The 24,997-nt window shown below is 38.8% G+C and carries 17 protein-coding genes and 1 tRNA gene; 8 read left to right on the top strand and 10 right to left on the bottom strand.

The window, feature by feature from the left end:
* Window positions 1–15: 15 nt before the first annotated feature.
* Window positions 16–1,239, top strand: coding sequence for an exonuclease subunit SbcD (locus ACH11B_RS20585; protein ID WP_289553191.1), 1,224 nt, complete (start codon window positions 16–18; stop codon window positions 1,237–1,239).
* A complete protein-coding gene (locus tag ACH11B_RS20580; protein WP_130855857.1) occupies window positions 1,236–4,301 on the top strand; it encodes an AAA family ATPase in 3,066 nt (1,021 codons plus the stop codon). The genes ACH11B_RS20585 and ACH11B_RS20580 overlap by 4 nt, the downstream gene beginning before the upstream one ends.
* Window positions 4,302–4,328: 27 nt before the next feature.
* On the opposite strand, the gene ACH11B_RS20575 is transcribed toward ACH11B_RS20580, so the two are convergent.
* The 3 genes from ACH11B_RS20575 to ACH11B_RS20565 all read right to left on the bottom strand — a co-directional run bounded on the left by ACH11B_RS20575 (window position 4,329) and on the right by ACH11B_RS20565 (window position 6,199).
* Window positions 4,329–4,404, bottom strand: a tRNA-Gly gene (locus ACH11B_RS20575).
* Window positions 4,405–4,495: 91 nt separating this feature from the next.
* Entirely contained in the window at window positions 4,496–4,939 is a 444-nt protein-coding gene (locus tag ACH11B_RS20570; RefSeq protein WP_377608802.1) for a hypothetical protein, read from the bottom strand.
* A gap of 69 nt (window positions 4,940–5,008) precedes the next feature.
* On the bottom strand, window positions 5,009–6,199 hold the full coding sequence (locus tag ACH11B_RS20565; protein WP_130855859.1) for a HAMP domain-containing sensor histidine kinase: 1,191 nt from the start codon (window positions 6,197–6,199) through the stop codon (window positions 5,009–5,011).
* 249 nt (window positions 6,200–6,448) lie between these two features.
* Between ACH11B_RS20565 and ACH11B_RS20560 the strand changes: the two genes are divergently transcribed.
* On the top strand, window positions 6,449–6,622 hold the full coding sequence (locus ACH11B_RS20560) for a DUF6496 domain-containing protein (RefSeq protein ID WP_377608804.1): 174 nt from the start codon (window positions 6,449–6,451) through the stop codon (window positions 6,620–6,622).
* 18 nt (window positions 6,623–6,640) lie between these two features.
* On the opposite strand, the gene ACH11B_RS20555 is transcribed toward ACH11B_RS20560, so the two are convergent.
* The 3 genes from ACH11B_RS20555 to purL form a co-directional block, all read right to left on the bottom strand.
* Entirely contained in the window at window positions 6,641–6,886 is a 246-nt protein-coding gene (locus tag ACH11B_RS20555; RefSeq protein WP_149105714.1) for a hypothetical protein, read from the bottom strand.
* 174 nt (window positions 6,887–7,060) lie between these two features.
* Window positions 7,061–9,529, bottom strand: coding sequence for a TonB-dependent receptor domain-containing protein (locus ACH11B_RS20550; RefSeq protein ID WP_377608806.1), 2,469 nt, complete (start codon window positions 9,527–9,529; stop codon window positions 7,061–7,063).
* A gap of 660 nt (window positions 9,530–10,189) precedes the next feature.
* On the bottom strand, window positions 10,190–13,849 hold the full coding sequence (gene purL, locus ACH11B_RS20545) for a phosphoribosylformylglycinamidine synthase (protein WP_377608808.1): 3,660 nt from the start codon (window positions 13,847–13,849) through the stop codon (window positions 10,190–10,192).
* A gap of 304 nt (window positions 13,850–14,153) precedes the next feature.
* Here purL and ACH11B_RS20540 point away from each other — a divergent pair, with 304 nt between their 5' ends.
* The 4 genes from ACH11B_RS20540 (at window position 14,154) to ACH11B_RS20525 (ending at window position 18,234) form a co-directional block, all read left to right on the top strand.
* Window positions 14,154–14,897, top strand: coding sequence for a sensor histidine kinase (locus ACH11B_RS20540; protein ID WP_377608810.1), 744 nt, complete (start codon window positions 14,154–14,156; stop codon window positions 14,895–14,897).
* On the top strand, window positions 14,894–15,598 hold the full coding sequence (locus ACH11B_RS20535) for a LytR/AlgR family response regulator transcription factor (RefSeq protein WP_377608812.1): 705 nt from the start codon (window positions 14,894–14,896) through the stop codon (window positions 15,596–15,598). Before ACH11B_RS20540 ends, ACH11B_RS20535 begins: the two co-directional genes overlap by 4 nt.
* A gap of 104 nt (window positions 15,599–15,702) precedes the next feature.
* Window positions 15,703–17,979 carry a cation:proton antiporter gene (locus ACH11B_RS20530; protein WP_377608814.1) on the top strand — a complete coding sequence of 759 codons (2,277 nt, stop codon included), beginning with the start codon at window positions 15,703–15,705 and terminating at the stop codon, window positions 17,977–17,979.
* Between the two features lie 36 nt (window positions 17,980–18,015).
* Entirely contained in the window at window positions 18,016–18,234 is a 219-nt protein-coding gene (locus ACH11B_RS20525; RefSeq protein WP_013667106.1) for a hypothetical protein, read from the top strand.
* Between the two features lie 76 nt (window positions 18,235–18,310).
* Here ACH11B_RS20525 and ACH11B_RS20520 read toward each other — a convergent pair whose 3' ends face one another.
* From ACH11B_RS20520 to ACH11B_RS20510, 3 genes are all read right to left on the bottom strand, one after another.
* Window positions 18,311–18,616, bottom strand: coding sequence for a hypothetical protein (locus tag ACH11B_RS20520; protein WP_013667105.1), 306 nt, complete (start codon window positions 18,614–18,616; stop codon window positions 18,311–18,313).
* 96 nt (window positions 18,617–18,712) lie between these two features.
* On the bottom strand, window positions 18,713–19,930 hold the full coding sequence (locus ACH11B_RS20515) for an MFS transporter (protein ID WP_377608816.1): 1,218 nt from the start codon (window positions 19,928–19,930) through the stop codon (window positions 18,713–18,715).
* Between the two features lie 31 nt (window positions 19,931–19,961).
* The gene (locus ACH11B_RS20510) at window positions 19,962–20,627 is read right to left on the bottom strand and encodes a FadR/GntR family transcriptional regulator (protein ID WP_377608818.1); all 666 of its coding nucleotides are present in this window, start codon (window positions 20,625–20,627) and stop codon (window positions 19,962–19,964) included.
* Between the two features lie 398 nt (window positions 20,628–21,025).
* Between ACH11B_RS20510 and ACH11B_RS20505 the strand changes: the two genes are divergently transcribed.
* A complete protein-coding gene (locus tag ACH11B_RS20505; protein ID WP_377608820.1) occupies window positions 21,026–23,956 on the top strand; it encodes an FAD-binding and (Fe-S)-binding domain-containing protein in 2,931 nt (976 codons plus the stop codon).
* A gap of 129 nt (window positions 23,957–24,085) precedes the next feature.
* On the opposite strand, the gene ACH11B_RS20500 is transcribed toward ACH11B_RS20505, so the two are convergent.
* Window positions 24,086–24,934 carry a cold-shock protein gene (locus ACH11B_RS20500; protein WP_130855869.1) on the bottom strand — a complete coding sequence of 283 codons (849 nt, stop codon included), beginning with the start codon at window positions 24,932–24,934 and terminating at the stop codon, window positions 24,086–24,088.
* Between the last annotated feature and the right edge of the window lie 63 nt (window positions 24,935–24,997).

The raw sequence follows: 24,997 nt of genomic DNA, 5'->3' as shown, positions 1-24,997 counted from the left end.
AACTATAATGGACTTATGAAAATACTCCATACTGCCGATTGGCATTTAGGTAAGAGATTAGACAAGTATTCAAGGCTAGAGGAGCAGCGCGCTGTATTGGATGAGCTAATTGCCCTAGCAGATGAAGAGGAAATAGATGTTGTGTTAGTCGCCGGAGACTTATTTGACGCTTTTAACCCGGCCGCTGAAGCCGTGGAACTTTTATATAGAAGTTTGAAAAGATTGGCAAAGAATGGTGAACGAGTTGTTATCGCCATCGCTGGTAATCATGATTCGCCCGATAGAATAGATGCCCCCGATGTATTGGCTCGTGAATGCGGGATTGTGTTCGTCGGTTATCCACAGGCCACAATCGCTGTAGGTGAATTGTGTGGTGGCTTTTGTATTACTAAGAGTGAACCTGGCTTCCTCGAGATAAAGGTTCCGAAATACGATTATCCGCTTCGTTTGCTGTTAATGCCTTACGCTAACGAATATCGATTGAGAACATTTTTGGGTGTGGATAATGAGGAGAAAGAATTGAGAAGTATTTTGGAAGCCCATTGGGAGCAGCTGGCAACAAAGTATTGCGACAAATTTGGCGTAAATATATTAATGGCACACCTCTTCGTTATGAAGAGGGGAGAAGTCCCCCCCGAAGAACCCATCGATGAAAAACCTATACTGCACATTGGTGGTGCGCAGGCTGTCTATAGCGAAAATATACCGGAGAGTTTACAATATGTGGCATTAGGGCATTTACATCGATATCAGGAAATAGATAAAGCTCGCATGCCTATTGTGTATAGCAGTAGTTTATTAAGTTATAGCTTTGCTGAAGCGGGTCAACAGAAAAATGTAGTACTGATAGAAGCTGAGCCAGCCAGAGCAGTAGATTTCCGGCAATTGCCACTAAAAGCAGGAAAACCACTATATAAAAAACGTTTCGAAAGTATATCAGAGGCTCTTGAATGGTTGCACCACTGCGGTCCTGCCTGGATTGAATTGACAATGGTAAGTGAAGATTTCATGAATGCAGAAGACCGAAAGCAACTTCTACAGGCCCACGACGGCATCGTTACTATCATTCCTGAAGTAAAAACCAAAGGAAATGTAGCTGAAGAGACTAGAACAATCGATTTAAGTCAGTCAGTCGAAGAATTATTTATCCAGTATTTTAGCTTCAGGAACAAACAGCAACCAAATGAGGACTTGTTAAAACTATTTACAGAAGTAAGAGCAGAGCAGATAGACGAATGATTCCAATTTCATTAACTATAAAGGGACTTTTTTCCTATCAAAAGGAGCAAACGATTAATTTCGCTCGACTAATTGAGGGACAATTATTCGGCATTTTCGGTTCCGTGGGTTCAGGCAAATCATCGGTTTTGGAGGCGATTGCTTTTGCTTTGTACGGAGAAACCGAACGACTGAGCACCCGGGACGATAGAAACTATAACATGATGAACTTGAAATCGGATGAGTTGCTCATTGATTTTGTGTTCAGCAACTTCGACGAAAAGCAGTATCGATTTATCGTTAAAGGGAAACGTCATGGCAAGAAATTTGAGAAAGTAAATACTTTCGATCGGTCTGCTTATAAGTTTGAAAATGGTATGTGGCAACCTTTGGAGGTAACAACTGCGACACCTTTATTGGGACTTAGTTACGAGAACTTTAGACGTACCATTATTATTCCACAAGGCAAATTTCAAGAGTTCTTACAGCTGACAGATAAAGCCCGAACGGAAATGCTCAAAGATATTTTTCAGCTGGACAAATATGATTTTTTTCAACAGACCGCCTCTTTAGAGCGAAAGAACAACGAAGTGATCCAACGTCTAAAAGGACGTTTATCTGTTTTTGAAGGAATAAATGAAACCTATGTTGGTCTCGCTTTGCAAAAATTGCAAAGCTTGGCAGCAGAAGTCTCGACAATGAAGGCCGAGCTTCAACAGAGAGAAAGCGACCTAAAAGAGCAGGAGATATTGAAACGATTATTTGAGGACTTAAAAACTGCTGAAAACTCCTATAAGCAGTTGCATCTTAAGTCATCGGAATATCAGCAGTTGAAACAGCAATTGAGTGATTATGAATACTGCGAACGTTATTTTAAGGTAAATATACAACGAGCGGAAGAGCTGGCAACAGGAATAGAAAAGCGAAAAGAAAGCTTGAAAGAATATCAGTATAAGCTCAAAAACTGCGAAACATTACTGATGGAGCAACAGCAAGAACTTGCCAATATCACGTTGAAATATCAATCACTTGAGCTCCTTAATCAAAAGCGTAACGATTATCGGACTGCTTTGCAAATATTGCAGTTAAAAGAAGATATCGATCATTTAAGTGGACGAATTATCAAGGGGAAAGAATTTGTCCATAAAGCGCAGCAGGAGAAGATATATCGAGAAAAAATAGCCTTAGCGCTTCGAGAAAAACTAAAAAAGAAACGGAATGAAAAGCTGGATTTGAACACCTTATCGCAGATAAAAAATTGGTTTACTTCCCGCGAGCATTTAGAAAAAAACAAAAAAACAAGCCAATTAGCACTTGATGATATAACTGGAACTTTAAAGCAACTTGAAAGTACCATCGACGACTTACTTGTTGGGGTAACTACTCCGATCCAAAATCATAAAGAATCATTAGACACACGCATAAAGACCATTGATTTTGAGCTCGATAAGCTTTCAAATGAAATTGCGCATGCCCGGATGCAAGTTAAATTAGGTGATTTTGTCGCGGCCTTGCAGCGAGGTGAAGCTTGTCCGCTTTGTGGAGCATTGGAGCACCCTCAAGTTATGGTCTTAGAGGATGTGGAAAATCAGCTCCAACAATTAAATGCTAAATCTGTACATCTCAAGGACGAACGGAATCTCGTGCAGGGACTTATACGCCAGCTTGAAATATTAGATGGAAAAAAAGCCACCATTCTTAAGAGTCGGGACGAACTCCTTTTTAGGGCCGAGTCAGACGAACAGGCATTACAAGTACATTTCCAATCCTTTATTTGGGAATCTACTTGCGGTAGAGACGATGCCCGCACTATTGATCGGTTACTTGAAGAACACAAAACCGCAGAAAAAGAGTTGGAACGACTGGAACTGGAGATTAATGAAAATGATGCCATTTTGAAAAAAGCAGAAATAGATAGAGATCAATATGAAATCGGAATACAAAAAATAGTAGCAGAAGAACGAGTAAAGGTTGGGGCCTTAAATATGCTCACGAAACAACTTCACAACTTATCTGAAGATGAAGTTTATCAATATGATAAAAACTATCTGGAAAACAGTATTTTAGATATAGATAGTGAAAGTAAAGCTATTGTCGATCAATACGAGCAACTTCAAGCTTTGGTACAGGAGGAGCAACAGCTAAAAGTATCGTTGGAAGCAAGATTTCAGGCAGTCAATGAAAACTTAGCTGCCGAGCAGGAACGTCTGGACTTTATTACTGATCAGTTACGAGGTTCTTTAAGTAAATCGAAGTATGGCAGTTTGAATGAAGTTAAAAATATATTAAATCTAGCAATTGCTGTAGAAGAGGTCCGAAGCAGTGTAGACCTATTCTTCCAACAATTATATAATGCGAAAGAACAATATACCAAGCTAGCTACGGAGGCTAGCGATAAAGTTTACAATGAGGAGCTGTTTCTAAGGTCATTAAGCACTTATGAAGTGCTCAGGGATCGATTCAATCAAGAACAAGAGAAATATGCTGCTGCCAAAGCAGATTACGATAGGCTTCTAAAGCAACTCGAAGAAAAACAACAACTAGAAGACGATTTGGCGCGTTTACAGCATCGAGCAGATAACCTGACTATTCTTAAAAGCCTATTTAAAGGAAGTGGCTTTGTTAGTTATATATCCACGGTTTACTTACAACAATTATGTGAGGCAGCGAACAAGCGTTTTTATAAGCTTACACAGCAGCAATTGCGACTGGAGGTAACCGATAAAAATGAATTTCAGGTAAGAGATTACTTAAATGATGGTAAAACCAGATTAGCCAAGACCTTGTCCGGCGGCCAGACTTTTCAGGCTTCATTGTCGCTAGCCTTAGCTCTTGCGGAATCTGTACAACAACAAAATCGATCCAAGCAAAATTTTTTCTTTTTAGATGAAGGCTTTGGTTCTTTAGATCGGGAATCATTGGCAGTGGCGTTTGATACGTTGAAAACATTACGAAACGAAAATAGAATTGTGGGGGTTATTTCTCACGTAGAGGAGTTACAGCAGGAAATAGATGTTTATCTAAAGGTTAAAAATGATCCTTTTACGGGCACTCAAATAAGTGGAAGTTGGGAAATTAAATAAAAAGGATCACACCGAAGCATGATCCTTTGGAGCGAAAAACGAGGTTCGAACTCGCGACCTCAACCTTGGCAAGGTTGCGCTCTACCAACTGAGCTATTTTCGCATGAGGAAACAAATATAAGATAGATAAATATTCTTTGCAAGCGGTAAGTAAAAAAATTGGGTCTTTTTACAGCATTCACTGATACAGGCCTTTATTTCTTCAGGCCTTCTGAGGATATATTATTTGGAAGGAAATAGGTGAACAATTTAAAAAACAATGCTAAGAAATCCCATATAAAGCGGTTATTATCTTGTGCACTTTCACCGCAATCTATCGATGCCGAACGTTGTAACAGGTGTTGTAGTGTTTTTGACTGATGATTAATGCCAAAAAAATGTGTCAGTTTTAGAAGGTAATACTCGAAATATAAATGACCCCAGATTTCCATAAGAAAAGATTTTCGCTTTATTTTAAGAGGATTCCCATAAATAGATTCATAATCCTGTTTTATAGCATTGGCTAACCATTCCGTTCTCTCTCTTACATTACTATCCAAAAAACGCCATAGGTTAATATTGTTTGTAATATGAATAAGTCCAGGCTCATAACCTACGCGTATGGTAAATGAGTGATAATGAAGTATTCGTTCTACCATCGTTTTATGGCGCGAGGTTTGGATAGGAGAGATATTCGGGAAGGATGATACGGACTTTCGGTGTTTTCATTACTTATTTAAATTAGAAGAAGAAAATGCACTTCTTTTTGGAAAGCTTGTGGTAAGTCCTTCGGTTTTCTCTTTCGTAGCTTTTATAGGTAACATAAAATAAAAAATTGAACCTTTCCCAGGTTCACTTTCCAGTCCGAATTTACCCTTATGATGAGAAATAATTTGTGCGCAAATAAACAGACCCATTCCTAAACCTTGGTGTTTATGCTTCTCATCACTCACTCTATAGTATTTATGAAATATATATGGTTGCTTCTCTCTGGGAATACCTTGTCCACGGTCTTTCACACATACCTTTAGCCATTTCTTATCGATAATCTCGGTATAAACAAGGACTTCGGTACTAGTAGGCGAGTATTTAAGCGCATTTGTTAAATAATTAGTCAGCACCTGTTCTAGTCTTTCCTGATCACCTTCCAGCCATACTTTTGTATTACAATTGACGTTAATCTGCCTATCAGGGTAACTATGTCTGACATTTTCTATCGTTTGCCTTAGAAAATCCCGACAATTAAACACAGCAAAATTATACTCCATTTTTCCCGCTTGTAATCTGGAAGAGTCCAGAAGGTCTTTTGCAAGACGGTTCAATTTATTGATTTGGTTCAGGCCCTTAGATAATAGCTGTATGGTTTGTTCGATGTTTTGACTGTTAGCGTTACGTAATGCCAATTGTAGGTAGGCATTTATAGAAGTAATTGGCGTACTAAGTTCATGTCCCGCAATACTGATAAATTCTTCTTTGGCGGCTTCGGTCATTTTTGTTTTCTGAAGCTCATCCTTTAAGAATCTATTATCATGGTACAATCCTGCAATATATTCTTGTCTGTCTTGAATGGATTTAATTTTAAAAATCAAGAAATCCGTACTGTAATCCCCAAAGAGACAATCCAGCCATAATCCGGTATACGTTTCGAACTTAATTTTCTGTTTGATTGATGACGGAGTAATCAACAGAACGGGAGTGTCTTTTACATTCGGGTTATTATTCATTACTCTTAAGACTTCTTGCGCGTCGCTACCCTCAAAAGCGTCCGCTCTTAGTATTAAGAGTTTATATTTATATGTGAAGATATGTTGCAGTGTTTCATCCGTCGACATAGCAGCCTGGGCAGGCAGGTTATTTGCTTCCAAAATTCTCATTAAAGAATTGTTGGCTTCAGCTAAACTATCAAAAACCAGTATCATACAATCTAATTTACAACGTTAGGTGGTTTGATCTGACTTACTAATATCAATAAATCCTATTTACTAATAAAAAAAATTACACGAAATTGCGTTTTCTGAGGACGGAATTCTTATTTACGCCACTTTATCTTTAGATTGTTGCGCATAACTCTCTAACGAACAATATCCTTGAACTACTAAAACTTTTATATTTTATACGAAACATCTAAGTCTTTCTTTTGTTCTTAGATACACAAATTAAGCAATATTATGGCAAAGTATTCAAAAAAGGCAAGTGAGAAGGTTGAAGAAACTATGCATGAAATGAAAGAAGGTAAACTGAAGAGCGGAAACGGAAAGAAAGTCACTTCAAAAAAACAGGCTGTAGCCATTGGCTTATCGGAAGCGAGAAAAGAAGGCGCTAAAGTGCCAAAGAAAAAATAAGTAAGTTTCACAACATCACTATTTAGTAGAATCCTTATTTTTTTTCAGCATGATAGTTTTTTCTCTTGCTTGCAATAGATGGTTTGTGAGTAATTGATTTAAACCCTTGTCGTTGTCAGCATCGGCTTGGCTTACAATTGCAGTCGCTTCGAAGTACTCATTATCAATATGACCGTTAATGTCTAGTTGGATTTTACCATTTTGCAATAAACGTCGAGTGTATTGCATATTTGATATAGCGGGTTGTTTTTTTTGATATGTCATAACTTTCTTCAAAAACCTGTCTTATGGAAACAACAATTCCCAACTAATTGTTGTAATTTATTGCATTATGTTTGTGATTGATCATAGGCAATTAGTTGATCAGCACATATTATTTATGACAAAAGCCGCTGTCATCTCACGACGGCAGCGGCACAAACACACATGAAAATATTTTTATTTCCCTACGCGGTTTTTCTCTGAGCTATCTAAATTTCTTTCAGATATTTTCAGCTTTTGATTCCCAAAGTTAAATGTAAAAGTCAACCGGGCCACGCGACTTTCCCACGTGTTGAAAACACGGACATTCAAATTTGAGTAGTCTGTTTTGACTGTGTTTGGTCGCGTATTAAATATATCGGTAACTGCAAATTTTACCTGCGCTTTTTTATTCCAAAATGATTTGTTAACACCGAGATCTAATCCCCATGACGTGCCGATCTGGTAAATGCTCCACCGTAGAGGAGAGCGATACTGCAGGGTAGCTTCGAAACGTAAACTCTGCGTTACATTGAATGTATGATTGCTGTTCGCTTGTACGGCGAATTGGCCGAAATCTATAGGCGCGGCAGGAATATCTGCCTTATAACCGAGATGCATGGCATTAATATTTGTGTTACTACTCCAGACTTTACCAAGTTCTAAAGGAATATTCAAATTTGCAAAATATACATTTTCGCTTGCGATATTCTCATTCGTTACATACACTATATTAGTTTCATCATCTTGGTACATCATTTCTCCAACCATATCTTTGGTTTTCTGGTATCCTGCTGTTAACGTATATTTCTTTAGAAGTGTATAGCTTAATTCGTAAGAATTTGTATATGACGGGTTCAGAAATGGATTTCCTTGTTGATAGCTGTAAGGGTCAACATAGAACAAAAACGGATTGAGGTTTCCATAATTTGGCCGATTTATTCTTCGACTGTAGGACAGGCCTATACTTTGCTTATCAGATAGTTGTTGATTTAAGCTGATGTTTGGAAAGAGACTTAGATAATTCCGTTTATTTCTCGCATTCATCGTTATCGAATTACCGTCAGAATAAGTATGTTCGGCACGTAAACCGGCTTTAATCTCGGTTTTGTTAATGGTTTGATTGTAGATCGCATAAGCAGCGCTAACCCGTTCTTTATATATAAAATGATTCGAGCGATTTTCGTTATTTTGCCAGTCACCATTTATCTGATTGTAAAAGCCCATGTTGTTGTCACTTTTCACGCTGCTGTATTTCATTCCCAGTTCGATTTTACTTTTAGAATTTAACGGATGAGTGTAATCAATCTTCGCTGTCTGTATATTGATGATTGAAGGCATATCGTTTAAGATGAATTCCGGGCTTCGTAAGTTCTCACCGTTCGATCTATAAAAATAATTGTCATAGTAGTTGGATGTTTTATCACTGAATCTAGAAACATCTACTTCAGCAACAAGTTTACGTCCATTGGTATCGATATTAAACGTGTTATTAACGTTAAAGGACAGATTGTTATACTTGTTTCGACCGCGATTTAGCGTTGTAAGTGTAGAATCCAGAGGGGCATTTAAATCTGAAATCCGGTTGTTACTGGTGGAGTGATCATTTCCTTGCAAGAAAAAGCCGGAGAATAAACCGCTTAATGTATTCCGTTCCGATGTTTTATAATCAATACCACCCCTTATACTGCTGCTCGCGCGTTCATTTTGGAAATCAGCAAATTGATCGAATACTTTTGCCGACGCGCTTTGCCCAACAATTCTATATAACTCCAGTGTGTTATTAAAATTGCTGTTAACGTAGCTATAATTTCCGAAAAGATTGACTTTACCTGTTTTGTGATTAATTTGCAATGAATTATTCGACTTATGGGTACGGCCGTATCCTCCGCTCAAACTCAATGTTCCATTGGTACCCTCCATATTATTTTTCTTCAATTTGATGTTAATAATCCCGGCAGTACCTGCTGCATCATATTTCGCGGAAGGATTGGTGTTTAATTCAATGGATTGCACGTTATTGCCGTCCATCGATTTTAACATATTAGCTAATTGTTCAGCAGATAGATAGGTTTGTTTCCCATCTATCATAACTGTTACGCCTTGACGTCCCATGAGGCTTATATTCCCATCTTTGTCAACACTTACGCCAGGTGATCGTTCTAATATATCCATTGCACTGTTACCTGCTGCTAGTGCAGTATTAGCGACATTTACAACCAAGGCGCCATCCTTACGTTCGATGGAAGGGGTACTAGCCGTAACAGTTACCTCTTTTAGTGCATTTGTCTCCGGCATTAGAACAAAAGAAGCTGCTTGTATCGTTTTTTGTCCGGATCTTATCGCAATAGGTAAATAAGTCTTGCGGAAGCCGATCATAGATGCAGATAATATATACTTCCCTTCGTCTACCGCAGGTATCTGATAGTTACCTTTCTGGTCACTGAATACTGAGCGAATATAAGATGAATCTGCGGCCCTGAGCAAAATGATTGTCGCTAAGTCAACAGGTGCACCTGTTTGGTCCTTCACGGTTCCTTGAATATTTGCTTTCTCTTGTGCCAGCACGCAGATAATGAAAGAATAGAAAAAAAATAGGGTTAGTACAGAGATTCTCAATAAAGGCATTGGTTTATAATGTTTTTTGTGTGTGTTTGGAATATTCATGGCTAAATTTCTTTTTGCCAAAAGTATTTATCATATACATGTTCTTGAAGATGAATTAGGTAAATGCATTCAAAATCTCGGTAAACGACCTGTTTTATTGGGTAAATTTTCGATTGTGCTAGAGGATTAGTTGTTACAGACTAAAAGGACGATTTAGCTTTTGACAAAGGATTGTTTTATTCTTTTGATGTTCCATTGATCAGTAAGGTTTAATTTTTTTATGCGTGTTTAATGTGCTTACTGACTTATAGACGCTGAAAATGCCAAAACGTTGCAAGTAATCACATATTTTCGAAAATAAATAATCCCTAAGCAAATGAACCCTGATAGTATGGCTTTGTGTGCCGTTAAGTATGCATCGTGAGAGAAGCGAGGGATATATTATAAGGGGAGGTCGGAAGTGGATTCGAACCACTCTGGGATCTCTTGCGGAGCTCCGCCTAACCGCTCGGCCATCCGACACGTTCTGATTTGGATCAAAAGTACTGATATCGACGGGCTTTACTTATACAATCCGATCGCAGTAAACGTGCAGTTGATGTGTAGTTAAGAACCCGTTCTTTTGTTTTCTCCTTTTTAGGTGCAATAAATATTCCGCATGATTTGTCAGTCCGTAAATATGCATTAACAAAAAGCCCGGCTGCAGAGCCGGGCTTTTTGTTAATGTTGTTCAATCCATTTCCTAGCATTGACGAACGCTTCTATCCATGGAGAAATTTCGTCATTCCTATCACTTGGATAATGAGCCCAATGCCACTTAAATAATGAACGCTCGATATGAGGCATCATTACAAGATGTCTGCCCGACTTATCACATAACATGGCGGTATTGTAATCAGAGCCATTTGGATTAGCAGGATACGTCTCATAATGGTATTTCGCCACGATATGATATTGGTCTTCGCTATATGGAAGTTGAAATTTACCTTCACCATGTGAAATCCATACCCCCAAAGTCGACCCGGCCAGACTTGAAAGCATTACCGAATTATTTTCCTGTATTGTCAGTGCTGTAAATCCGCTCTCGTGTTTATGGCTGTCATTATGTAACATTTTGGGTTTAGATTCATGGTCGGGATTAATAAGGCCAAGTTCAATAAAGAGTTGGCATCCATTACAAATACCAACAGACAGTGTATCAGGACGTTTAAAGAAGTTTTCGAGTGCAACTCGGGCTTTTTCGTTATACATAAACGCTCCCGCCCAGCCCTTTGCCGATCCCAAAACATCTGAATTGGAGAAACCTCCGACAGCACCAATAAATTGGATGTCTTCCAAATTTTCCCGCCCGGAAATTAAGTCGGTCATATGAACATCTTTTACATCAAAACCAGCTAGATACATGGCGTTAGCCAATTCTCTTTCCGAGTTACTTCCCTTTTCACGAATCACTGCAGCTTTTGGTCTAGGTTTGGTATTATCAATTTGTGGTTTTTTACCATCAAAATGCTTGGGAAACGAATATTTCAGTATATGGTTTTTATAGTTTTTGAAACGCTCGGTAGCCTTTTGCTCACCACTTTGTTTTTGATCAAGCAGATAAGAAGTTCTAAACCAGACATCTCGCAGTTCATCTATGTCAAAGGACCATTTCGAACCGTTGTTTGTTAATTCTAAGACCGCTTGATCGCTTACCTGACCGATCTTATGGAAGGTCACCCCTTTATTGTTCAACTCGAGTTCAATAGACTCATCCGCTTGAAAAACTACACCCACATTCTCTGCAAACAGAAGTTTGATACTATCTTGTTCTTCTAAAGCGGATAAATCAATTTGAGCTCCAAGGTGACGATCGGCAAAGCACATCTCCAACAGCGTGGTGATCAAGCCGCCACTTCCAATGTCATGCCCTGCATGTATCTTTCCGGATTTTATAAGTTCCTGTACGGCATTGAATCCTTCTTTAAATGCGTTAGGATCAATTATGTCAGGTGTATCGTTACCTATACAGTTTAAAATTTGAGCGAAGGATGATCCGCCCAATTTAGGTTTATCTCCGGAAAGGTTTATATAATAAATTGCCCCTTTATTTTTTTGCAATACAGGTTCTACGACGGCAGTGATGTCAACGCAATGCGCAGCTGCAGATATGATAACTGTTCCAGGTGCTATTACTTCGCCATTCGAGTATTTTTGCTTCATAGAAAGCGAATCCTTTCCTGTCGGTATGTTGATACCTAAATCAATAGCAAAATCAGAGCAAGCTTTGACAGCTTCATACAAACGAGCATCTTCACCATCATTTTTACATGGCCACATCCAGTTTGCGGACAACGAAACACTTTGTAGCCCATCCTTTAGCGGTGCCCAAATTATATTGGATAATGATTCAGCTACCGCATTACGACTGCCTGCCGCTGCATTGATTAGCGCAGATAGGGGAGCATGGCCCACCGATGTTGCCACACCGTCTTTTCCTTGGTAGTCAAGGGCCATGACGCCGCAGTTGTTTAAAGGTAATTGAAGAGGACCCGCACATTGCTGTTTAGCCACTCGTCCACCGACACATCTGTCTACTTTGTTTGTTAACCAATCTTTGCAGGCCACTGCTTCGAGTTGTAATAACTGATGGAGGTATTGGTCCAAATGAGTCTCGCTGTAGGAAAGATCCCGATATACCCTTTTTGCGGTTTTATCTTCCATAATTGTTTTTGGCGAACTACCGAACATATCGTTTAAAGCTAAATCCATCGGTTTGGATCCATTGCTTGAAGAAGCGATGGTAAAACGGTGATCGCCTGTGACCTGACCTACTGTATAGATTGGTGAACGTTCGCGGTCGGCAATTTTCTTTAGCATTTGCAGATGTTCTTCAGCAATAACCAAGCCCATACGTTCCTGTGATTCGTTGCCGATAATTTCCTTTGCAGACAAAGTAGGATCGCCCACAGGAAGTTGATCTAGATCAATTTGTCCTCCCGTACTTTCAATTAACTCGGAAAGACAATTTAAGTGACCACCGGCACCGTGATCATGTATAGAAACAATGGTGTTATGATCGCTCTCAACTAAGCCACGAATTGCGTTTGCAGCTCTCTTTTGCATTTCCGGGTTGGATCGTTGAATAGCATTTAATTCAATACCGGAGCCAAAAGCCCCTGTATCAGCTGAAGAAACTGCTGCACCGCCCATTCCGATACGATAGTTTTCGCCACCTAGTACAACAATTTTATCACCTGGGCTAGGCTGCATTTTTTTTGATTGTTCTTCTTTACCATATCCAACTCCCCCAGCCAGCATAATTACTTTATCGAAACCTAGCTTACGAGCATCCTCCTCATGTTCAAAAGTAAGAACAGAACCCGCGATAAGAGGCTGGCCGAATTTATTTCCGAAATCAGATGCGCCATTGGATGCTTTTATTAAGATATCCATTGGCGTTTGATAAAGCCAATCCCGCTCTTCCATGGCTTTTTCCCAAGGTCTATTCTCCTCCAAACGCGAGAACGCAGTCATATATACAGCAGTTCCGGCCAACGGCAAAGAACCCTGTCCTCCTGCGAGACGGTCTCTTATTTCGCCTCCAGAGCCTGTTGCTGCTCCATTGAAAGGTTCAACGGTTGTGGGGAAGTTATGAGTCTCCGCTTTAAGGGAAATGACTGAGTTGAACTCTTTGATGGCGTAATAGTCAGGTTGATCAGCTCGTAGCGGGGCGAATTGTTGTAATTTAGGCCCCTTTATAAAAGCCACGTTATCCTTATAAGCAGAAACGATATCATTTGGGTTCTTCTCAGAGGTTTTTCTGATCAACTTAAATAAAGAAGTCGGTTGTTCTACGCCGTCAATTATAAAAGTACCATTAAATATTTTATGTCGACAGTGTTCCGAGTTAACTTGAGAAAAACCAAACACTTCAGAATCCGTAAGTTTTCTGCCGAGTTTTTTAGCCAACGCATTAAGGTAGTCAACCTCCTCATCACTTAAAGAAAGGCCCTCCTTTTGATTATAGGCTGCTATATCTTCTACTTCTAATATAGGTTCGGGTTTTAAACGAACCGTGAAGATGTCTTGACTTAATCCATTATATTTTTGCAATAGCATGTGGTCAAAGTCAGTAAAATCAGGGCTAACCTCCTTAAATTCCTCTATTCGAAGAATATCGGAAATTCCCATATTTTGCGTTATCTCCACTGCATTCGTACTCCAAGGCGTTATCATGGTAGCTCGAGGGCCGATAAAAGAACCTTCCAGACTTTCGCCTGTATGTAATTCAGCTCCACCAAAAAGCCATATTAGTTTAGCTGTTTCATTGGCTGTTATTGGCCGTTCTATTTGTAAAGCAAAAATGGTGTGGTGAGGGTTTTTGAAGAAGTAAATCATGATGTTTTATACGTGCCGCAAAATTAGGCAAAATTGCTTTTAAATGCAATGTAAGAAAGAGATAGCAAACCGTATCCCGCAAGTATTCCACCCTGAAAAAGTTCTAATAGAAATAAAATCATCAAGTTAAAGGAAATTAAACATGAATTTGTCCGTTTTTACTTTTGTAAGTAAAATGTAAAATGATAAGAAATTCACTTTTACATCTACAGTCGCGGTTCCATGCAATATTGCTTTTAGTTATTCACCTGATTTTTTCGGGAAATAGAATATATTAGCCTTTTATTTGTGTATTTTGAAACTCATGATAACCGATACAATATATTTGGTTTCCACTATAGGTTTAGCCATTTTGCTACTGGCATCCATTATTGTATTATTGTTTTTGTGGAAAAACCAGGAGCAATTAAAGGAGGAAAATTTGAGGTTAAAGACGAAGTATGAAGAAATTGAAAAAAAATACACAGGCGTTCATGCAGAGCAGCTTCGGTATAAGCTGAATCCTCATCTATTCAGAAATGCTCTGAATGCGATCCAATCACATGCTTACCAAAGCTACTATGCCTTGGATAAGCTATCAGGCGTGTTAGACTATATTTTATATGACACCGACGGACGTTTAGTAACGATAAAGGAAGAGATAGCGTTTGCACGCAATTTTATTGAGATAAATCGATTAAAAACGAGTCCGTTGTTCGATATACGCATAAAGAATAGAATAGACGAGGGAGATCCCCGTTGCAACCAAGCTGTAATCGCACCACTGACATTTATAAATCCTATAGAAAATGCTTTTAAACATGCCGATCTTCAAAGTGACAACGCCTTTATAAGCGTCAGCTTCTCTTTTGAAAATGATTCCTGGTTTGTACTGCAGGTAGCTAATAAAATCAATGATTTGCCGGTACCGTTAAATACGAAGGGAGGATTAGGAAATACGATCTATTTAGATCGGCTTTCTTCTGTTTACGGCGAAGGAGGGTATTCTTGTAAGGAATCGATAAATAATGGAATTTTCATTACCGAACTAAGAATAAAAATACTGTGAAGGAATTAAGGTGTATTTTATTGGATGATGAGCTGCCCGCACTTCGGTACTTGCGATCGATTTGCGAAGGGTTTAGTAATGTTGAAGTTGTCAAGGCATTTAATAACCCTTTGCGAATGCTAGAAGAGGTTGATCAGCTGGATTTTAATGTATGCGTCCTCGATATTGAAATGCCGCAAATGAACGGAATGGAGTTGGCCGGTAAACTGGAAGGAAAAGCCATCATATTTACTACCGCTTATAAAGAATTTGCCGCCGAAGCCTATGAATTGGATGCTGTAGACTACATTATAAAACCTATTCAGTTTGATCGATTAAAAAAAGCTTTTGATAAATCATATAATTTCCTCCAACGGGAAGAGCTTCCCCAGTACGTCCAGTTGAACAGCAATAAAGGGAAAATACTATTACACTTTGCAATGATTACATTTATTGTGGTCTCTGAAGTTGATAAAAGAGACAAGAGGGTGATCTATGACGACGGAAGGGAAGTAACGTTAAAAAATATTTCATTTGAACAACTCGTTAAGCTTCTTCCGCGAGACGCTTTTGTGCGCATCAACCGACAGACAATTATTGCCACTCGGTGTGTACATGCCTTTACCCATAATCAGGTTACCCTATTAGTAGGATCCAAGTCTTTTGTCTTCTCCTTGAATGAACATTATCGTAAAGATTTTCTTGCGATGTTCGGCGCTTAACTTTATTACATTTTATTTCTCGTTGGTTACAGAATAGACTGTCAGCGCTTTCATAAAGGATACCTAAGTTCTAAATTCGTAAAAGTACTTTAAAAATTTTCATAATGAGGCGATATAAAGATTTCGTATTTTACGTGGTGAGTATTGGGGGCTTTTCTCTGTTCATCTACTTGCTGATCATTCAAGGTGCTAACTTAGAATTTGAAAAAAATGTAAAAGTGGAACAGATAGGAGTTTCAGGCTCAGCCTGGAGTCACTTTATCGATTCATTAAAATATAACTTTTCTTATCCGTTAGCCACTTTATTATTACAGATCATCGCCATTATACTGGTTGCTCGATGCTTTGGCTATATGTGTAGAAAAATTGGTCAGCCGAGCGTAATTGGTGAAATAATCGCCGGGATCGTATTAGGACCTTCATTGTTAGGCGCCTATTTTCCAGATTTTTCAGCGGTTCTTTTTCCCGCAAGCTCACTGGGGAATCTAGGTATTATGAGCCAGATTGGTCTTATACTTTTTATGTTTGTTGTGGGGATGGAACTTGATTTAGGCATTTTAAGAAACAAAGCGCATGAAGCTGTAGTAGTGAGTCACGCCAGTATAATTTTTCCTTTCGCCCTCGGCGTTGCGTTGGCCTATTTCATTTATCAGGAAACAGCACCTGAGGGTGTCAATTTCATTTCTTATGCACTGTTTATTGGTATCTCCATGAGCATTACTGCTTTCCCCGTATTAGCTCGGATTGTGCAAGAGCGTGGACTTTCAAAAACCAAATTAGGTGCTATGGCCATTACATGTGCCGCAGCTGATGATATAACGGCCTGGTGTATACTCGCGGCTGTAATTGCTATTGTGAAGGCAGGTTCCCTTGCTAGCGCCCTTTACACTATTTTATTATCTGTAGCTTATGTAGCACTCATGCTAAAATTTGTTAGACCTTTTTTAAAGAGAATAGGAGATCTTTATTCCACTAAAGAGAGTTTAAGCAAGCCAATCGTAGGTATCTTTTTCGTAATCTTACTGTTATCCTCTTGGAGCACAGAAGTGATCGGCATCCATGCCCTATTTGGAGCCTTTATGGCAGGCGTAATCATGCCCGCTAATATAAATTTCAGAAACATCTTTATTGAAAAGGTAGAGGACTTAGCCCTTGTCCTCTTGCTACCTCTTTTTTTCGTTTTTACCGGTTTGCGTACGCAAATAGGACTGTTAAATGAACCCGAGCTATGGGGGTTGTGCCTTGTTTTCATTTTAGTAGCTGTAGTAGGGAAGTTTGCGGGAAGCGCAATAGCCGCAAGATTTGTAGGGCAAAGTTGGAAAGGAAGCCTGACAATAGGTGCATTAATGAATACGCGTGGATTAATGGAGCTTGTAGCACTTAATATTGGATATGATCTTGGCGTGCTTTCTCCGGAAGTTTTTGCTATGTTGGTACTTATGGCCCTGGTTACTACCTTTATGACAGGCCCTTCTCTAGCATTTATTAACTATTTTTTTAAGGATAAGCAGGAGGAGAATTCACTTCCGGCATTACAGGTTGATAAATACAATATTCTGATCGCCTTTGGTAATCCACTAACAGGTCGTCTGCTCGTACGTCTAGCCAATAGTCTAACTAGAAAAACAAAAGATACGGTAAGTGTTACAGCATTACATCTTTCCATTGCAAACGAATTGAATCAATTCAACGCATTCGAATATGAAAAAGAAAGCTTTGCGCCAATAGAATCTGAGTCAAAGGAGTTAGGGCAGTCCGTTGTTTCACTGTTCAAGCCTTCAGATAATATCGATGATGATATTATAGAAACAGCCAACAAAGGCGAATTTGATCTACTCTTAGTTGGTGTTGGCAAATCTGTATTTGAAGGCACATTGTTAGGTCGGATATTGGGGCTCACCTCTACCGTTGTAAATCCCGAAAGGTTATATGAGACGTTTAAAACGAAAGGTAACTTTTTTTCTTTTGGTGTATTCGACGAACGAACCAAGTATATATTGAAGCACTCGAAAATTCCTACAGGCATATTGATTGACAAACAATTAAGGGAATTAAAAGAAGTGATCGTGCCAATATTCTCCTTGAGTGATAGCTTCCTATTGATTTATATTCAGAAACTTATACAGAATGGCGGCGTCAAGATTTATATCATGGACATTGCAGGTGTCATTAAACAGAATATTGAGTTTAAAGAAGCTATCAGAGCGATTGATGTGGTAGCATCAAATCACCTGTCAGTAATAGACGAAAGAACCATGAATAAGGCATTATTGGACCAGAAAGATTTGCTGCTCGTTAGTCTGGATAGCTGGAAGAAGGCAGTTGAATCAAGAAGTGTCTGGTTGGCTGAAACTCCTTCTGTACTTATTCTAAAACCCTAGCTCGTAAATAAGCATTTGGTAACATAAATTTTAATTATGGAGACTTTAATATTCAAGACTGATATTCAAACGCCTCTTATTAAGAACAAACTGCTGAGCGCGTTAGAAAATATTAAAGGCCTAAATCATTGGAGGCTCGATATCGAATCCATTTATAAACTGTTAATAATAAACGGTATTGGCATAAATTATCTGGAAGTCATCAATGAATTAGGGAAGATTGGTATTCACGCTATTCGTATGTACGAAGAATAGCTGTTTTTAACCTGATAATCAAAAAATCCCGGATATAATACCGGGATTTTAAGGTTGGTTGGTGATATAAAAAATATTAGGCAGATGTTAAGTTGTTGTAAAACTCCATTTTCGTGACTTCTATAACATGTTTATCACAAGAGTAGGTAATAATAAAACTATGAAAATGATTGTCAACCGTACTTTCATTTCCATAAAATAATACATCCATATAACGTACATATTCATAGTCTGACGTCAGGCGCTTGTCTATCCAAGCGTTTTGAAAAGGTTTAACTTCCAGATTCTTTATATCTATTCCTTTCGGCAATCTTTCCGGGTGTTGTAGAAAAAACCTTTTAAGATGATCAGCAAAGTCATTGAGTGCGACAAAGTTTCCCATAATACTTTATTGTTATGGGTAAAACTAGGTATTAACAACAATAGCTGTATATACATAAAGTACACAGAAAAGCGTAAAAAAATGCGCAAAAGGTTATCACGACCTTTTGCGTTGACTTTCTACATTCGGGAGAAAACCTGTTATAATTCCTATTAGCGGCAAAAAGGCACATATTTTAAATACATAATTGATACTTGTATGATCGGCTAACCACCCTAATAAAGCCGATCCTACACCGCCCATCCCGAAGGCAAATCCGAAAAAAAGACCTGCAATCATACCAACTTTGTCAGGAACTAAGTCTGTAGCATAGACTAAAATTGCCGAAAAAGCCGATGATATAATTACCCCTATAAGTACGGCTAAAATACCTGTCCAGAATAAATTTGCAAAAGGTAGAAGCAGCGTAAAGGGAGCAGCCCCTAATATGGATATCCAGATAATATACTTTCTTCCAAAGCGATCTCCCAAGGGCCCTCCAATCATTGTACCAGCTGCTACAGATGCTAGAAAAGCAAATAAGTACAGTTGAGATTGTTGTACACTAAGATGAAATTTCTCAATTAGGTAGAACGTAAAATAACTGGTCATACTAGCCATGTAGAAATATTTAGAGAATATTAAGACAAGCAGGATCCCGAGCGCTGTGAGAATACGTTTCTTAGAAAAAACCGGTGTGCTTATTGTTGTTTTATCCGATTTGACGCTTTTTAGATACAGATGTTCTTTATACCATTTTCCGATTTGCAAAAGAACTATGATAGCCAAAATAGCCGCCAAGGCAAACCAAATAATATTAAGTTGTCCATAAGGAACTACTATTAAGGCAGCCAACAATGGACCAATGGCACTGCCGGCATTACCGCCCAGTTGAAAAATAGATTGCGCCAATCCTTTTTTTCCACCAGACGCTAAGTGTGCCACTCTGGAAGATTCAGGATGAAATACAGAAGATCCCATTCCAATTAAACTTACTGCTATTAGTATGGGAATGAATCCGTTAGCTGTTGATAATAATATCAGGCCAAACAGCGTAAACGCCATGCCGATTGCAAGCGAATAAGGACGTGGAGTTCGATCGGTGTAATAGCCTACAAAAGGTTGCAATAGCGAAGCGGTTAGCTGAAATGTAAAAGTTATCATTCCGATTTGTGTAAATGATAAATGGAAATTGCTCTTTATTAATGGATAGATTGCAGGGATTACCGACTGGATCATATCATTTAATAAATGCGTGAAACTAATGGTAAAGAGGATTGAATAAACTGTTTTTCTTACGTCAGAATCAAGCGTGCTATTGGTAAGCGTTTTCATTTTTTTAGATTGGAGAATTAGAGATTTTTGATTATTGTGAAATGTGTCCGATTATTTTTGCTGCTGTGTTCCAAGCTTTTTTGGCGTTGCCTGCAATTATATCTTTTAGAAGCTGCTCGTGGAGTTGCTGTGTGTTCCTAAAAACAGAAGTATCCGAATATATACTATGGAACCAATTTTTTAAATGAATCGAAACTATTTTATATAAGTCCGTTAAAATCTCATTTTGTGACGCCTCTGCAATGGAAATATGAAAGTTAACGTCGGCGTCAATGCAGTTTTCCAGCGAATCAGCATCAGCAGCTTTTTTACGAGCATATAGATGAGTTTGTATCTGAATAATATCTCGTTCTGTTCGGTTAATTGCGGCTTTCTCCGCAATCTTCATTTCCAACAATTGCCTAACCTCATCCAGTTCTTTAAAGTCTGCCCGTTTAAATCGCTGTTCGATAGGCTCCTTATGAATATGATTATTTTCCACAAAAGTACCGATACCTTGTTGTACTCGCAATAAACCGGAATTAACTAAGATTTTAACGGCTTCCCTAATAGTAGAACGACCAACTCCAAAAGACTTCATTAACTCCGATTCGATCGGAAGCTTCTCATGTAATTTATAATTTCCGTTAAGAATTTGTTTTTGAAGTTTAGATGCCACTTCGTCGGCAAGTGATTTTCGCTGTATTACTGTTTTCATTATACTACTTTATTCATCATATCATCAGATGAATGTACAAATGTAATAAATGATTTATAAAATCAAAGCCCATCGAGAGCTTGTTGTACATTATTCTTCTTAGTATTGTGTTTTATATTGTTTACCTCATTTAATCCATCAACATGAAGGTGCCTTGCGATGAACTGCAAAAAATATTTTTTTTAGTGTTTAATGGAAAAGAAAGTGTTTTTTTGTAAAAAATAGAAGACTGATATGAACGTATATTGGATAGATCATTTTAAGTTAATCGCCTGACATCAAAAATGAGGTTGACTCGGGTATTACACTCAATTAGATTTGGCCTATATTATAGATCATAAGAATCATAGTAGCGATATATTATAATAACTAGACCATCATTTTTTTTAAACTTGTATATGGATTCCCCGCATATTAATCGTCAATTTGAAAATATACAATCTATTTTTTCAGGTGAGTTATATTACAATGACAGCCCTGAGCATCATGCCGTGCGACTCGCGTATTCTACCGATGCTTCTGTATACCAAGAGTTGCCCATAGCCGTAGCTGTTCCGAAGAACGAAAACGACTTAAGGGTGTTAATAGATTTTGCTAAACAAACGGGAATCACCTTGATACCGAGAACTGCCGGAACCTCATTAGCAGGGCAGGTTGTTGGGAAGGGCATTATTATCGATGTATCTAAGCACTTTAACAAGATTTTAGAAATAAATCAGGAAGAGCGTTGGGTAAGAGTACAGCCAGGCGTAATAAGAGATGATTTAAATGCGTTCTTAAAAGACTACGGCCTAATGTTTGGCCCGGAAACTTCCACTGCAAGCCGAGCCATGATCGGCGGGATGATTGGGAATAATTCGAGTGGTTTGCATTCAATCGTTTGGGGTGATACACGGAGCCATCTATTGGCGATGAAAGTCTTATTGGATGATGGTAGTTCTGCTATTTTTGAAGCACTCGATGAGCCAAGTCTTTTTAGTAAGCTAAAGCAAAACGATAGGGAAGGTGAAATATACAGAGCGGTTAATGCCCTGTTAAGTGACAAAGGAAACCAAGCGACCATCAGACAGGGCTATCCTAAACATTCAATTACAAGACGCAATACAGGATATGCTTTGGATCTATTGGCAAAGCCCAACGAAGCCTTTAATTTTTGTAAATTGATAGCTGGTTCCGAAGGTACTTTAGCACTGGTTACCGAAGCTAAATTAAACGTTATCTCGCTACCACCACAGGAGGTAGGAATACTCTGTATACATTGCCATTCGCTTATTGAATCTTTGCATGCCAATATTACAGCCCTAGCACACCACCCTGAAGCGTCCGAACTAGTGGACAAATACATTCTTGATTTCACGAAAGATCATCCCACTTACCGGTATAATCGTTTCTTTATTGAAGGTGATCCGGCCGCTTTATTAATGGTCGAGTTCCGGGACCATGATGTAGAAGGTGTAGTCAATAAAGCAAATACATTAAAATCGGCCTTAGCGTCCAACAATATAGGCTATGCTTATCCGCTTATTACAGGTAGTCGCACCAATTTGGTTTGGGACGTTCGTAAAGCTGGATTAGGACTGATCCGTAATTTACCGGGAGACACACAGCCTGTGAACCTAATTGAAGATTGTGCTGTTTCACCTGAAGATCTTCCTTCTTATATAGAAGAAGTTCAGGCTATATTAACCAAATACGATACAAAGGCGTCCTATTATGCACATGCGGGAGCCGGCGAGCTACACGTTGAACCTTTGATTAATCTAAAAACAGCCGACGGAAGGCATAAATTCAGAGCGATATTAGCCGAAACGGCTGTTTTGGTAAAAAAATACAATGGATCGCTAAGCGGAGAGCATGGTGATGGTCGTTTGCGGGGAGAATTTATAAAGACGGTGTTAGGAGAGGAGGTTTATCTGCTTTTAGAAAAAATCAAATCTATTTTCGACGCTTCTTCTATTTTTAATGCGAATAAAATTGTCCGCACACCGCCGATGGACAAATTTCTACGATACGAAACAGACACCTCTGCTATTCACATAAATACAATTTTTGACTATCAAAAACAAGAGAATATTCTTCGTTTAGCCGAAAAGTGTTCAGGTTCCGGAGACTGTAGAAAATCACATATAACAGGAGGCACGATGTGTCCCTCTTATATGGCAACTCGTGAGGAGAAAGATACAACAAGAGCACGTGCTAACATGCTTCGGCAGTTTTTAACCCATTCCACTAAAGAGAATCGCTTTGATCATGCAGAAATCAAAGAAGTGATGGATCTGTGTCTAAGTTGCAAGGCCTGTAAAACGGAATGTCCTTCTGCGGTTGATGTAACAAAAATGAAGGCAGAGTTTTTGCAACATTACTACGATGCGAATGGGACGCCCTTTAGAACATGGCTCATCGCAAATTTCACCAAGTCTCAAAAGATAGGGAGTTATGCGCCCCGTCTGTATAATGCTGTTATCAAGAACCGTGTTTTATCGTCATTAGTAAAAGGTGCCATTGGCTTCGCTCCGGAACGATCCTTGCCTGAAATTGGCAACACAACCCTTCGAAAGTGGATACAACGACAAAAGCCGCAAGATCTAGCTGTTGGGCAAACGGTGTATCTCTTTTGCGATGAATTTACCGATTACAACGACACGGGGATCGGACAAACAGCTTTTAAACTGTTGAGTGCATTGGGGTACCAAGTAAAATTAATTAATCATAAAGAGAGTGGCCGCACATACTTGTCGAAAGGTCTACTACGAAAGGCAAAAAAAATAGCCAATCAAAATGTTTTGGCATTCAAAGATGTAGTTTCTGATAAAAGCCCATTGATAGGTATCGAACCTTCGGCGATTCTCACTTTTAGAGATGAATATTTAGATTTAGTTGATAAAGATCTGGTATCCGACGCGCAGCGGATAGCAAGACATGCTTTACTAATCGATGAGTTTATTGCAGAGGAAATAGATCGTGGAAACATAAAGAAGGAGCAATTTAAAGCAATCGAAAAAAAGATCAAATTACATGGACATTGTTATCAGAAGGCATTTCACTTGGTTGCCCAAACAGAAAAAATATTGAAGTTTCCAACTGGACATGAAGTAGAGGTCATTCCCTCCGGTTGTTGTGGAATGGCAGGCTCTTTCGGCTATGAAAAGGAACACTACCATGTTTCGCAGCAAGTAGGCGAATTGGTCTTATTGCCTTCGATACGCTCGACAGATTCCAGTGAAATAATTGCCGCGCCGGGCACAAGTTGTCGACATCAAATAAAAGATGCAACCAGCCGTAAAGCATATCACCCTGTTGAGATACTCTGGGATGCATTGGTTAAATAGTCATGCATAAGCGAACGTAGGTTAAAAATATATCCAAAAAAAAAAAATTCACCCGATGGCAGGTAAATTTGCTTCAAGGATATAAAACGAATATTGGTGAATAAAGGACTGCGGTTAAAAAGGCGTAATTTATCTTGTTATACTACTGGTTATATAGTTTTGCCAATGCTCCTTTTCATCGCCATCTAATACGTCGACAAAAGATTTGGCAATCTCCATTTCGTGCGCGTTACTTAGGTCGAGGGCTTCGATGTTTGCTTCAACGATTTCAGTGCAAAAAGCAGGCCCAAAGCTGTACGCTTTAATGCGTTCTAATTCCTTATAACCAATTTCTGTTGCGTATAGGTATAAAATTTCTTCGGGAATCTCGAAGTCGCCATCAGCTTCATATCCAATATACTGAAAGCAACCGCTTTTCCAAACAAGGAAAAGTATTTCATGGTTCAAAGATTCTCCAAAAAACACGTATATCCTCTTCAGTAAGAGATCCGCAACATCACGATCAAACAGTTCGTGTAACACCGTATCTAACGTTTTAACATATTTAAGAAAGAGTGCGGAATTCAATGATTGCTGAAAATACTGGGTGATGACATCATAAATTTCGTCCTCGGTTTTGCCTTGCAAAATCTGTTTTGCCGCCAAATTTATTAGGTTATATTCTTCGTCTTTTTTTTTCCGATATCCTTTATGCTGCAAATCAAGCGTCTGGGGTAGTGTTATTTTAGCTTCTATATCTAGAAGTTGCATAGCAATATCCCAATCTTTTCTGTTTGTCGCTAAATGGCAATTATGACCGATATAACCACCTTTTTTCTTGTCTGGTTTTTTTTCACCAATGACAACATCTCCACTGTCGATTGCTAGTGGCGTCGAACTAAAGCCGCGAATATGAACGAATAAGGATTCTTCTTCAGGTAATGCGATTATCCCGAATCCTTTTTGATTATCAAACCATTTCACTGCACCGATGAACATGGCCTGGAGTTTTTGATTATGATTCAACGGCGATAAAAGTAAGCATTATTCGTTACAATACCA

Source organism: Olivibacter sp. EAT-5, assembly GCF_044784325.1.
In the GTDB taxonomy this organism is placed as follows: Bacteria; Bacteroidota; Bacteroidia; order Sphingobacteriales; family Sphingobacteriaceae; genus Olivibacter; species Olivibacter oleidegradans.
This window is presented reverse-complemented; position numbering and strand designations above follow the sequence as displayed.